Origin of the sequence: Goodfellowiella coeruleoviolacea (assembly GCF_024171785.1) — a bacterium.
Lineage (GTDB): Bacteria > Actinomycetota > Actinomycetes > Mycobacteriales > Pseudonocardiaceae > Goodfellowiella > Goodfellowiella coeruleoviolacea.
The window spans coordinates 35,069-47,809 of sequence record NZ_JAMTCK010000007.1; the positions used below are offsets into that span (position 1 = coordinate 35,069).

Annotated in this window: 8 protein-coding genes; 5 read left to right on the forward strand and 3 right to left on the reverse strand. The window is 72.8% G+C overall.

What is annotated here, in order from left to right; translation table 11 throughout:
- Nucleotides 1-21 precede the first annotated feature (21 nt).
- The 3 genes from LX83_RS16190 (at nt 22) to lgt (ending at nt 2,693) form a co-directional block, all read left to right on the forward strand.
- The gene (locus LX83_RS16190; protein WP_253772145.1) at nt 22-744 is read left to right on the forward strand and encodes a L,D-transpeptidase family protein; all 723 of its coding nucleotides are present in this window, start codon (nt 22-24) and stop codon (nt 742-744) included.
- A 142-nt stretch (nt 745-886) separates the two neighbouring features.
- Nucleotides 887-1,456 carry a Uma2 family endonuclease gene (locus tag LX83_RS16195; protein WP_253772147.1) on the forward strand — a complete coding sequence of 190 codons (570 nt, stop codon included), beginning with the start codon at nt 887-889 and terminating at the stop codon, nt 1,454-1,456.
- A 94-nt stretch (nt 1,457-1,550) separates the two neighbouring features.
- A complete protein-coding gene (gene lgt, locus LX83_RS16200; RefSeq protein WP_253772776.1) occupies nt 1,551-2,693 on the forward strand; it encodes a prolipoprotein diacylglyceryl transferase in 1,143 nt (380 codons plus the stop codon).
- A gap of 67 nt (nt 2,694-2,760) precedes the next feature.
- Here the strand turns inward: lgt and LX83_RS16205 are convergent, their stop codons facing one another.
- From LX83_RS16205 to LX83_RS16215, 3 genes are all read right to left on the reverse strand, one after another.
- Nucleotides 2,761-3,561, reverse strand: coding sequence for an ABC transporter ATP-binding protein (locus LX83_RS16205; RefSeq protein ID WP_253772149.1), 801 nt, complete (start codon nt 3,559-3,561; stop codon nt 2,761-2,763).
- Entirely contained in the window at nt 3,558-4,568 is a 1,011-nt protein-coding gene (locus LX83_RS16210; RefSeq protein ID WP_253772778.1) for a FecCD family ABC transporter permease, read from the reverse strand. The genes LX83_RS16205 and LX83_RS16210 overlap by 4 nt, the downstream gene beginning before the upstream one ends.
- 419 nt (nt 4,569-4,987) lie before the next feature.
- A complete protein-coding gene (locus tag LX83_RS16215; RefSeq protein WP_253772151.1) occupies nt 4,988-5,941 on the reverse strand; it encodes an ABC transporter substrate-binding protein in 954 nt (317 codons plus the stop codon).
- A gap of 714 nt (nt 5,942-6,655) precedes the next feature.
- Between LX83_RS16215 and gltB the strand changes: the two genes are divergently transcribed.
- Both gltB and LX83_RS16225 read left to right on the forward strand, forming a co-directional pair.
- Complete coding sequence (gene gltB / locus LX83_RS16220) at nt 6,656-11,224, forward strand: glutamate synthase large subunit (protein ID WP_253772153.1); 4,569 nt, start codon at nt 6,656-6,658, stop codon at nt 11,222-11,224.
- A complete protein-coding gene (locus LX83_RS16225) occupies nt 11,217-12,737 on the forward strand; it encodes a glutamate synthase subunit beta (protein ID WP_253772155.1) in 1,521 nt (506 codons plus the stop codon). Before gltB ends, LX83_RS16225 begins: the two co-directional genes overlap by 8 nt.
- Nucleotides 12,738-12,741: the final 4 nt, after the last annotated feature.

Consider the following 12,741-nt stretch of genomic DNA (forward strand, 5'->3'; position numbering starts at 1 on the left):
GAAGTGATGTCGGAGCACAGCTTGCGCAGTCGAAGACTCTCGCTGTCCGCCGCTGTCGTGGCCGCCGTGGCCGCGCTGTTCGGCACCGTGGTCGACGCCGAGGCGCCGCCACGGCCGGCCCGCTGGTCGCTGCCCCTGCCCTACCAGGGCGAAGCCCGGCAGGTGATCACCGTGGTGGCACCCGAACCGACCGCGACCAGCGCCACGCTGACCGCCTGGCAGCGTGAGCCCACCGGCTGGTCACCCGCGCTGGGCCCGGTCCGCGCGGACGTCGGCACCGACGGGGTCGGTCCGGCCAGCGAGGCGGTCGCCCGCACCCCGGCCGGCGTGTGGCAGCTGACCGAGGCGTTCGGCAGCCTGCCCAGCAACGGCACCCGGCTGCCGTACCGGCGGATCGACACCGCTGACTGGTGGGTCTCGGACACGCGCTCGCCGCACTACAACACCCACGTCCGCTGCGCGCCGGGCACCTGCCCGTTCGACGAGGACAGCGGCGAGAACCTCGGCCGGGTCGGTCCGGCCTACCAGCACGCCGTGGTGCTGGACTACAACCGCGACCCCGTGCTGCCCGGTGCCGGCTCCGCGTTCTTCCTGCACGTCAGCCAGGGCCGCCCCACCGCGGGCTGCGTGGCGGTGCCCGGCGCCGACCTGGACGCCCTGATGCGCTGGCTGGACCCGGCCGCCCAGCCCGTGATCGCCATCGGCGTGGCCGGAACCCCAGGTCCGCGTTCCACGATCGGGTGAAGCTGGCGGCGGTGGCCGGAATCCGCCCCGATCCTGTCGGTGCCCCTCGGGACAGTGGCCGCGTGATCAGTTCACCGATCGCCACACCGTGCCACACTGGCGCTTGCCAGGTGGTTCCGTCCGATCTCGGAGGTGACGTCCCGTGGCCGCTCCACTGGAGTCGGAGTCGGCGGGCTACCTGCTGCCCCGCCACGAGGGAGCCTGGACGATCCAGGATGTGCTCGCTCTGCCGGAGGACCGGACACAGCGGGTCGAACTGGTGGACGGGGCTCTCGTCGTGAGCCCGCGGGGTGCCCTCCTGCACCAGGTTCTCGCGTTCGAACTGGGTGCGACGCTGAAGGCGGCCTGCCCAGCGGGGCTGCGGGCGACTGCGGAGATCGACGTCGAAATGCCCGCTGGTAACTGGCTGATCCCGGACTTCACGGTGATCCGGGACGTCGGCTTCCCGGCTGGGCTGTTTCCCGCGGAGCACGTGGTGCTTGCCGGCGAAGTCGTCTCGCCCAGTTCGCGTAGGCGTGACCGCACGCTCAAGCGACAGCTCTACGCCGAGGCGCGGATTCCGTTCTACCTGGTCGTCGACCTGGGGGAGGAGCCGGTCAGCGCGGTGCTGCTGGAGTTGGACGGTGACGGCTACCGCGAGGTCGTCCGCAGTGAGGCCGGGAAGCTGCTGCTGGACCGGCCGTTCCCGGTCACCCTGGAGCTGACCGTGTAGGCGTCTCGGCGCCACCCGGCCGCATGACGTTGGGGTCTCAGGTTGCGCTGGTGGTGGGGGCGAGCTATGCGCACCCGCTACGGTGGTAGGCGTGTTGTCACTCGCGTCCACTGCCGTGCTCGCCACGATCCCGAGTCCGGACCGGGGGGTCTGGCACCTGGGGCCGATCCCACTCCGGGCCTACGCGGTGTGCATCATCGTCGGCATCGTCGTGGCGATCTGGTGGGGAGAGCGCCGCCTGGTGGCCCGGGGTGGCGAGCCGGGCACGGTCGTCGACATCGCCGTGTTCGCGGTGCCGTTCGGCCTGGTCGGCGGCCGGCTCTACCACGTGGCCACGGACTGGGACAAGTACTTCGGGCCGGGGCGCAACCCGCTGGACGCGCTGGCCGTCTGGAACGGCGGCCTGGGCATCTGGGGCGCGATCGCGCTGGGCGGGGTGGGCGCGTGGCTGGCCTGCCGCCGCAGGGGCATTCCGCTGCCCGCGGTGGCCGACGCGATCGCCCCGGGCATCGTGACCGCGCAGGCCATCGGCCGCCTGGGCAACTACTTCAACCAGGAGCTGTACGGCGCGCCCACCACGGTGCCGTGGGGCCTGGAGATCTACCAGCGGGTCGACCCGGCCACCGGGCTGCCGGACGAGCTGGGCGGGGTGGCCATCAACCACACGCCGGTCGAGATCGTCCACCCCACGTTCCTGTACGAGCTGCTGTGGAACCTGGGCGTCGCCCTGCTGGTGGTCTGGGCCGACCGGCGCTTCCGCCTGGGCCACGGCCGGGCCTTCGCGCTGTACGTGGCCGGCTACACCGCGGGGCGGTTCTGGATCGAGCTGATGCGCCGCGACGAGGCCACCCACGTGTTCGGCGTGCGGATCAACGTGTTCACCGCCGCGCTGGTGTTCCTCGGCGCGGTCGTCTACCTGGTCCTGGCCCGCCAGCGGGGCGAGCGGGAGGACCTGGCCGCGGTGATCAGCGCGCAGCGGGCGGCCGAGGGCGGCTCGCCCAGCGGTCAGCCGGTCCCGGCCGGGGTGACCAGCGCGGCCGGCGCGACTGGCGCGACCGCGGCGGCGGGAACGTCCGGCGAGGCCGGTGGCGGGCAGATCGCCGGGCCGGCCGGGAGCCAGGCCGAGGTGGCCACCCCGACCAGCGAACGGATCAGCGGCGCGGGAGCCGGCGCGGCCGGTGGCGAGAGCGACGGCAAGGACGGCGGGGACGGCAAGGACGGCGCGAAGACCGGCTGAACCCGCCTGACGCGCGATTCTTCTCGGCGCCGGCCAGCACTCCACCAGGTGCGGGCCGGCGCCGATGTCATGTCCGGGGTTGTTGGGCCGGCCGGGCCGCGCGCACCGGGGTGACCGCCGGGCTGCCGTCCGGCGCGGACAACACGGTCACCTGGGCCGCGTAGTGCCGGCCGACCAGGTCGGCGGTGAGCACCTGCGCGGGCGGTCCGGACGCCACCACCCGGCCGGCGTCCACCAGCACCAGCTGGTCGGCGTACTGGCCGGCCAGGGTCAGGTCGTGCAGGGTGCTCACCACGGTGGTGCCGTCGGCCAGCCGGAGCGTGTCGATCAGCTCCAGCAGGGCCTGGGCGTGGCCGATGTCCAGGCCGGTGGTGGGCTCGTCGAGCAGCAGCAGGCCGGCCTGCTGGGCGAGCACCCTGGCCAGCACGGCCCGCTGCCGCTCGCCGCCGGACAGGGTGCGCAGCGGCCGACCGGCCAGCGCGCTCAGGTCCAGCCTGGCCAGCACGTCGGCCACCACGTCCAGGTCGGCGGCGCTCTCCCGGGCCAGTGGGCCCAGGTGCGGGGTGCGGCCGAGCAGCACGTAGTCGGTGACGGTGAGCCCGTCGGGCAGTTCGGGGACCTGCGGGGCGTAGCCGATCAGCCGGGCCCGCTCCCGGACGCCCAGCTGGTCGGCCCGGCGCCCGTCCAGCAGCACCTCGCCGGTGTGCCTTGCCAGTCCGGCCACCGCCTTGAGCAGGGTGGACTTGCCCGCGCCGTTGGGCCCGATCACCGCGAGCCAGCTGCCAGGTGGCACGGCCACCGACACCTGGTCGACCACCCACCGGTCCCGGTAGCCCGCGCTGACCCCGCGCAGTTCGATCGACGTCACTCCGGACCCCTCCGGCTGGTGCGCAACACGAGGACGAAGAACGGCGCGCCGGCGAACGCGGTCACCACACCGATGGGCAGTTCGGCCGGGGCGAACGCGGTTCTGGCCAGCACGTCCGCGGCGATCAGGAAGGCGGCCCCGCCGATCAGCGACAGCGGCAGCACCACCCGGTAGCTGGCGCCGGCCAGCAGCCGGACCAGGTGCGGCACGACAATGCCGACGAAGCCGATCAGGCCGCTCACCGACACCGCCGCGGCCGTGGCCAGGGACGCCGCCGCCAGCACGGCCAGCCGCACCCGGGCCGGCCGCACGCCCACCGACACGGCTTCGGCGTCGCCGAGGGCGAGCACGTCCAGCAGCCGGGCGCAGCCGCACAGCACCACCGAGGCCAGGGCCAGGTAGGGCAGCACCAGCCACACCTCCTGCCAGCCGGTGGTGCTCAGGCCGCCGAGCATCCAGGTGTAGACCTGGCGCAGCGTGTCGGCGTGCAGTTGCTGCACGAACGTCTGGATGGCGGTGAGGAACGCGGCCACGGCCACCCCGGCCAGCAGCAGCGTTGCCGTGCCCCGGCCGGCCGAGCGGCCCAGCAGCCAGGTCAGCGCCACCCCGCTGAGCGCGCCGGCGAACGCGGCCAGCGGTAGCGGACCGACCACCCAGTCCTGCGCGCTGGGCACCAGGGCCACCACCAGGGTGGCGGCCATGCCGGCGCCGGCGGCCGCGCCCAGCAGGTAGGGGTCGGCGAGCGGGTTGCGGAACACCCCCTGGAAGGCGGCGCCCGAGGCGGCCAGTGCCGCGCCGACCAGGCCGCCGAGCAGCACCCGGGGCACCCGCAGCTCCCACAGGATCGCGGCTTCCCGCTCGGACAGCGGCGAGGTGCCGCCGGTGAGCTGGGCCGCCACCTCGGCCAGCACCCGCTGCCAGCCCAGATCGGTCGCGCCGAGCAGCACCGAGCCGACGGCCACCACCAGCAGCACCGCCAGCGCCACGGCGAGGCGGCCGGCGGTCAGCCGGGTGACGTGCGCCGCGGATCGCCTGGCTCTGCCAGGCGAGAGCTGGGACGACGCGGATCGCCTGGCCTTGCCAGGCGAGAGCTGGGACAACACAGTTCGCCTGGCTTCGCCGGGCGGGGGCTGGGACGACGCAGTTCGCCTGTCCTTGCCGGGCGAGAGCTGGGATGGCGGGGTTCGCCTGGCTCTGCCGGGCGGGAGCTGGGACGGTGAGGTTTGGCCGGCTTCGCCGGGCGGGGGCTGGGACGGCGGGGTTTGGCCGGTCTGGTCGGGCTGGGGCTGTGCTGACGCCGATCGGCTGGGGTGGTCAGCCGAGGGTCGAGAAGACACGGACACCTCATCGTTCGCGGGCAGGGATCAGGTGCGCCCGGCCGCGCGCCGCCGCTGGTGTGGTCGGGCGGCGCGCGGCCGGGTGGTGGTCAGCCCTGCTGTGCGGTCCTGGTCACCGCGTCGGACACCGTGCGCACCAGGTCGACCACGCGGGGGCCCCAGCGCGAGGCGATGTCGTCGTTCAGCGCCACCACACCGTTGTCGCGGACGGCGGTCACCGACTGCCAGCCGGGTCGGGCCGCCACGGCAGCGGCGTCCTGGCCGCAGCACTTGGTGTCGGCCAGGAAGACCAGGTCGGGGTTGGCGTTGATGACGTGCTCGGGGGACAGCTGCGGGTAGTCCCCGGTGCCTCCGGCCGCGTCAGCCACGTTGACCAGCCCGAACAGGCCGTAGATCTGGCCGATGAAGGTCCGCGAGGTCGCGCTGTACAGCTGCGGGTCCAACTCGTGGTAGTAGGTCAGCTGCTTGGCCGGCTTGGGCGTGTCCTTGACGATCTTGTCGATGTCCGAGCGCATGGTGCGGACCAGGTCCTCGGCCTCGGTCAGGTGGCCGGTGGCCTTGCCCAGCGCGGTGACCTCGGCGTACAGCTCGTCCAGGTTGTGCGGCGAGGGCAGCAGCAGCACCGGGACCTTGACCTTCTCCAGGCTGGCCACCAGCTGCTCGGTGTCGTTGGAGGCGATGACCAGGTCCGGGTTGTAGCCGGTGATCGCCTCGATGTTGGGGGTGTAGCCGGACAGGTCGGTGCGGGGTGCCTGCTCCGGGTAGTTGGACTGGTTGTCCACGGCCACCACCTGCTCGCCGGCGCCGATGGCGAACAGCGACTCGGTGCTGCTCGGGGCGAGCGAGACGATCCGCTCCGGCCGCCGCTCCACGGTGACGGCGTGGTCGGTGCCTGGCACGGTCACCTGGACCGGGAAGGCGGCGGTCTGGGCGGCGCTGCTGGCCGTCGTGCTGGTGCCGGCGCCGGGAGCGGCGTCCCGTTCCCGGTTGGCGCAGCCGGTCAGGGCGAGCACGCCGGCCAGGGACACCAGGGGCACGGTCACGGCGAGCCGGCGTGCGGTGCGGCGGGCGCCGGAACGGGGTGCGCGGCGGCGGAGGAGGTGGGGTAGCGGCATCGGTCCCTCGGGGCGGATCGGCCGGCGCTGGGGCGGCCTGCCCCGCAGGGCGGGTGAGGACGCGCCACTCCTGCACCGGGAGCGGAAGACGTCAACGCGCGGCGGGCAGGCGTCCTGGCTCGGCCCCGACCAGCCCCGGCGAGGGGTGGGGAACCATCACAGTTGCGGCACAGCGCCGGATTCGCACCGGTCTTCGCTGCCTGCGCGCGGCCGGGTCGGCACGGGCCGACCGGCAACCCGGGACCGTACCAGGTGGGCGGGACGGCATGGAGTGAGTCACAGCCGGGCACGGGCCGAACGGGGGCGACGGCCTGGCGCGAACGGCGGTGTGCGCTCGGCCACCGGGGGATGCGAGTAGTCCGAACGGAGTAGCGACACCGGATGGATGGTGGGTAGGGTTTAGCGGGCGCGGTTATCCCCGCGGTGGCCAAACGCGAGGTCCGAGCGTCGGCGGTAGTGTCGTCAACGGCGCTTCAATCGTTACATTGCAATGACTCATATCACCTTTACGAGGGTGTTTATTCGTTTCGCGACTGTTAAAGTCGCGTCAACACGCGGGCCACCGTCGTCCCGAGCCCCCACAACAGACCGGCTGTCCGACTGAGGACTCACAGCCCGAGGACGACGAGGGAGGTCTGCGCAGTGATCTTCTCCGCCATCCCCAGCCCCCAGGGGCTCTACGACCCCGCTGCTGAGCGTGATGCCTGCGGCGTGGCAATGGTGGCCGACATCAGGGGTCGGCGGTCGCACGGCATCGTGGCCGACGCGTTGACCGCCCTGGCCAACCTCGAACACCGCGGCGCCGCCGGCGCCGAACCCACCAGCGGTGACGGGGCCGGCATCCTGCTCCAACTGCCCGACGCGCTGCTGCGCGCCGAGGTGCCGTTCGACCTGCCCGAGCCGGACGAGGACGGGCAGCACGCCTACGCGGCCGGTGTTGTCTTCTTGCCGGTCGAGGCCGAGCAGCGGGCCAAGGCCGTCGCACTGGTGGAACGCATCGCCACCGAGGAGGACCTGCGGGTGCTCGGCTGGCGCGACGTGCCGGTGGACCCGGACACCGCCGGCGTGGGCCCCACGGCCCGCTCGGTCATGCCGCACTTCACCATGCTGTTCGTCGCCGGCACCCCCGACGCCGACGGCCGGCTGCCGCGCGGCCTCGACCTGGACCGGCTGGCCTTCTGCCTGCGCAAGCGGGTGGAGCGGGAGAGCGTGGTCGCCGGCTGCGGCGCGTACTTCCCGTCACTGTCCGCGCGCACCCTGGTCTACAAGGGCATGCTGACCACCGGGCAGCTGCCGGTGTTCTTCCCCGACCTCACCGACACCCGGCTGGCCAGCGCCATCGCCCTGGTGCACAGCCGGTTCTCCACCAACACCTTCCCGTCCTGGCCGCTGGCCCACCCGTTCCGGTACGTGGCGCACAACGGCGAGATCAACACCATCCGGGGCAACCGCAACCGGATGCGGGCCAGGGAGGCGCTGCTGGACTCCGGGCTCATCCCCGGCGACCTGGCCAGGCTGTTCCCCATCTGCGACCCGGACGGCTCGGACTCGGCCTCCTTCGACGAGGTGCTGGAGCTGTTGCACCTGGGTGGTCGCAGCCTGCCGCACGCGGTGATGATGATGATCCCCGAGGCGTGGGAGAACCACACCTCCATGGACCCCAAGCGGCGGGCGTTCTACCAGTTCCACGCCAGCCTGATGGAGCCGTGGGACGGCCCGGCGTGCGTCACCTTCACCGACGGCACCCTGGTCGGCGCGGTGCTCGACCGCAACGGGCTGCGCCCGGCGCGCTGGTGGCAGACGGCCGACGGCCGGGTGGTGCTGGCCAGTGAGACCGGCGTGCTGGACGTGCCGCCGCAGGACGTGGTGGCCAAGGGCCGCCTGCAGCCGGGCCGGATGTTCCTGGTGGACACCGAGGCCGGCCGGATCGTGGACAACGACGAGGTCAAGTCCGAGCTGGCCGGTGGCGCGCCCTACGACGAGTGGCTGCACGCCGGCCTGCTGCGGCTGGACGAGCTGCCCGACCGGGAACACGTGGTGCAGAGCCACGAGTCGGTGCTGCGCCGCCAGCTCACCTTCGGCTACACCGAGGAGGAGCTGCGCGTCCTGCTCACCCCGATGGCGACCACGGGCGCCGAGCCGCTCGGGTCCATGGGCTCGGACACCCCGGTCGCGGCGCTGTCTCAGCGGTCCCGGTTGCTCTACGACTACTTCGTGCAGAACTTCGCCCAGGTGACCAACCCGCCGCTGGACGCGATCCGTGAGGAGATCGTCACCTCGGTGTCCCGGGTGATGGGCCCCGAGCAGAACCTGCTGGAGCCCGGCCCGGCCTCCTGCCGGCACATCGAGCTGCCGTACCCGGTCATCGACAACGACGAGCTGGCCAAGCTCATCCACATCAACGACGACGGCGACCTGCCCGGCTTCTCCTGCACCGTCCTGTCCGGACTGTATGAAGTGGACGGTGGTGGCCGGGCGCTGGCCGAGGCGATCGAGCGGGTCCGCCGGGAGGCCTCCGAGGCCATCGCCGCGGGCGCGCGCACCCTGGTGCTGTCCGACCGCGACTCCGACCACCGGATGGCGCCCATCCCGTCGCTGCTGCTGGTCTCCGCCGTGCACCACCACCTGGTGCGCACCAAGGAGCGGCTGCGCGTGGCCCTGGTGGTGGAGAGCGGCGACGCCCGCGAGGTGCACCACATCGCGCTGCTGCTCGGCTACGGCGCCGCCGCGGTCAACCCCTACCTGGCGTTCGAAACCATCGAGGACCTGATCGCCCAGGGCGCCATCACCGGCACCGAGGCCCGCAAGGCCGTGCGCAGGTATGTGACCGCGCTGGTCAAGGGCGTGCTGAAGATCATGTCCAAGATGGGCATCTCCACGGTCGGCGCCTACACCGCCGCCCAGGTCTTCGAGGCCGTCGGCCTGTCGCACGACCTGCTCGACGAGTACTTCACCGGCACCGTGTCCAAGCTCGGCGGGGTCGACCTGGACGTGCTCGCCGAGGAGGTCGCCCTGCGGCACCGCCGCGCCTACCCGGACAACCCCACCGACCGCGCGCACCGGCGCCTGGAGGTCGGCGGCGAGTACAGCTACCGCCGCGAGGGCGAACTGCACCTGTTCACCCCGGAGACCGTGTTCCTGCTCCAGCACGCCACCCGGACCAGGCAGGACGAGGTGTACCGGCGCTACACCGCCGAGGTGGAGCGGCTGTCCCGGCAGGGCGGCACCCTGCGCGGCCTGTTCAAGCTGCGCACCGAGGGCCGCACACCCGTGCCGATCGACGAGGTGGAGCCGGTCTCCTCGATCGTCCGGCGGTTCAACACCGGCGCCATGTCCTACGGCTCCATCTCGGCCGAGGCGCACGAGACCCTGGCCATCGCCATGAACCGGCTCGGCGGCCGGTCCAACAGCGGCGAGGGCGGCGAGGAGCGCGAGCGGCTCTACGACGCCGAGCGCCGCTCCGCGGTCAAGCAGGTGGCCAGCGGCCGGTTCGGGGTCACCAGCGAGTACCTGGTCAACGCCACGGACATCCAGATCAAGATGGCCCAGGGCGCCAAGCCGGGCGAGGGCGGCCAGCTGCCCGGCTACAAGGTGTACCCGTGGATCGCGCGCACCCGGCACTCCACGCCGGGCGTCGGCCTGATCTCGCCGCCGCCGCACCACGACATCTACTCCATCGAGGACCTGGCCCAGCTGATCCACGACCTGAAGAACGCCAACGAGCAGGCCAGGGTGCACGTCAAGCTGGTCAGCGAGCTGGGCGTGGGCACGGTCGCGGCCGGTGTGGCCAAGGCGCACGCCGACGTGGTGCTGATCTCCGGCCACGACGGCGGCACCGGCGCCTCGCCGGTGAACTCGCTCAAGCACGCCGGCACGCCGTGGGAGATCGGCCTGGCCGAGACCCAGCAGACGCTGCTGCTCAACGGGTTGCGGGACCGGATCACCGTGCAGGTGGACGGCGCGCTGCGCACCGGCCGGGACGTGGTCGTGGCCGCGCTGCTCGGTGCCGAGGAGTTCGGCTTCGCCACCGCGCCGCTGATCGTGGCCGGCTGCGTGATGATGCGCGTCTGCCACCTGGACACCTGTCCGGTCGGCGTGGCCACCCAGAACCCGGAGCTGCGCAAGCGCTACACCGGCTCGCCGGAGTTCGTGGTGAACTTCTTCGAGTTCATCGCCAACGAGGTGCGCGAACTGTTGGCGCAGTTGGGTTTCCGCAGCATCGACGAGGCGGTCGGCCACGCCGAGCTGCTCAACGTGGACGACGCGGTCGAGCACTGGAAGGCCTCGGGCATGAACCTGGCGCCGGTGTTCGCGGTGCCGGAAACCCCGTACCAGACCGCCAAGCGCAAGGTCCGCGACCAGGAGCACGGGCTGGAGCACGCGCTGGACCGCACGCTCATCCAGCTGGCCGAGGGCGCGCTGGAGGACGCCCACCCGGTGCGGCTGGAACTGCCGGTGCGCAACGTCAACCGGACCGTGGGCACCCTGCTGGGCGCCGAGGTCACCCGCCGCTTCGGTGGCGCCGGCCTGCCCGACGACACCATCCACGTGACCCTGTCCGGGTCGGCCGGCCAGTCGCTGGGCGCGTTCCTGCCCCGCGGCATCACCCTGGACATGGTCGGCGACGCCAACGACTACGTGGGCAAGGGCCTGTCCGGCGGCCGGATCGTGGTCCGCCCGCACCCGGACGCCAACTTCGCGGCCGAGCGGCAGGTGATCGCCGGCAACGTGATCGGCTACGGCGCCACCAGCGGGGAGATCTTCCTGCGCGGGCTGGTGGGCGAGCGGTTCTGCGTGCGCAACTCGGGTGCGCTCGCGGTCGCCGAGGGCGTGGGCGACCACGCCTTCGAGTACATGACCGGCGGCCGGGCCGTGGTGCTCGGCCCGACCGGGCGCAACCTGGCCGCGGGCATGTCCGGTGGCATCGCCTACGTGCTGGACCTCGACCCGGCTTCGGTGAACCAGGACATGGTGGAGCTGCAGCGGCCCAGCGGTGAGGACCTGCGCTGGCTGCGCGAGGTCGTGGAGCGGCACCACCAGCTCACCGGCTCGGCCGTGGCCGCGTCGCTGCTGGGGGACTGGCCACGCCGGTCGGCCGCGTTCACCAAGGTGATGCCCGGCGACTACCAGCGGGTGTTGGAAGCGGTACGGATCGCGCGGGTCGAGGGCCGCGACGAGGACGAGGCGATCATGGAGGCGTCGCGTGGCTGACCCCACCGGTTTTCTCAAGCACACCCGGGCCGAGGCGCCCAAGCGTCCCGTCGCCGAGCGGCTGGGTGACTGGCACGAGGTCTACGCCCCGCTGGACGCGGCCGAGCGGGAGAGTCAGGTGCGCACCCAGGCCACCCGGTGCATGGACTGCGGCATCCCGTTCTGCCACTCCGGCACGGCCGGCTGCCCGCTGGGCAACCTGATCCCGGAGTGGAACGACCTGGTGCGCCGGGGCGACTGGTGGCAGGCCAGCGAGCGGCTGCACGCCACCAACAACTTCCCGGAGTTCACCGGGCGGCTGTGCCCGGCGCCCTGCGAGGCCGCCTGCGTGCTGGCGATCACCCCGGACGCCGGTGGCGCCGTGGCGATCAAGCGGGTCGAGCAGACCATCGCGGACGTGTCCTGGGACAACGGCGCGGTCAAGCCGCGTCCGTCCACCGTGTCCTCCGGCCGCAAGGTGGCGGTGGTCGGTTCCGGCCCCGCCGGCCTGGCCGCGGCCCAGCAGCTCACCAGGGCCGGCCACACCGTGACCGTGTACGAGCGGGACGACCGGCTCGGCGGCCTGCTGCGCTACGGCATCCCCGAGTTCAAGATGGAGAAGGCCGTCCTGGACCGCCGGCTCAACCAGCTGCGCGAGGAGGGCACCAAGTTCGTGACCGGCTGCGAGGTCGGCGGGACCAAGCCCGGTGACCTGTCCGTGGAGCAGCTGCGGGCCAACTACGACGCGGTGATCCTGGCCGTGGGCGCGCTGCGGGGCCGCGACGACCGGGAGACCCCCGGTCGGGAGCTGGCCGGCGTGCACCTGGCCATGGAGCACCTGGTGCCGGCCAACCGGGCCTGCGAGGGCGACGGCCCCAGCCCGATCGACGCGGCCGGCAAGCACGTGGTGATCATCGGCGGTGGCGACACCGGTGCTGACTGCCTGGGCACCGCCCACCGCCAGGGCGCGGCCAGCGTGGTGCAGCTGGACCAGTACCCGCAGCCGCCCAGCCAGCGCGACGCCGAGCGTTCGCCGTGGCCGGTGTGGCCGTGGATCCTGCGCAGCTACCCCGCGCACGAGGAGGGCGGCGAACGCAAGTTCGCGGTCGCCGTGCAGCGGTTCGTGGGTGACGAGAACGGTCACGTCAAGGCGATCGAGCTGCGTCGGGTGCGGGTGGAGAAGGACCCGGCCACCGGGCGGCGCGTGGTGGTGCCGACCTCGGAGGAGATCGAGACGATCCCGGCCGACCTGGTGCTGCTGGCCATCGGCTTCGAGGGGGTCGAGCACATGCCGCTGCTCGACGGCCTGGGCATCGAGCTGACCAGGCGCGGCACCATCTCGTGTGGCTCGGACTGGCAGACCGAGGCGCCCGGGGTGTTCGTCTGCGGTGACGCGCACCGGGGTGCGTCGCTGGTGGTGTGGGCGATCGCCGAGGGCCGTTCGGTGGCTCGCGCGGTGGACGCGTTCCTCACCGGCTCGTCGGACCTGCCCGCCCCGGTGATCCCCAACATGCTGCCCCTCGCGGTGGTCTGAGACC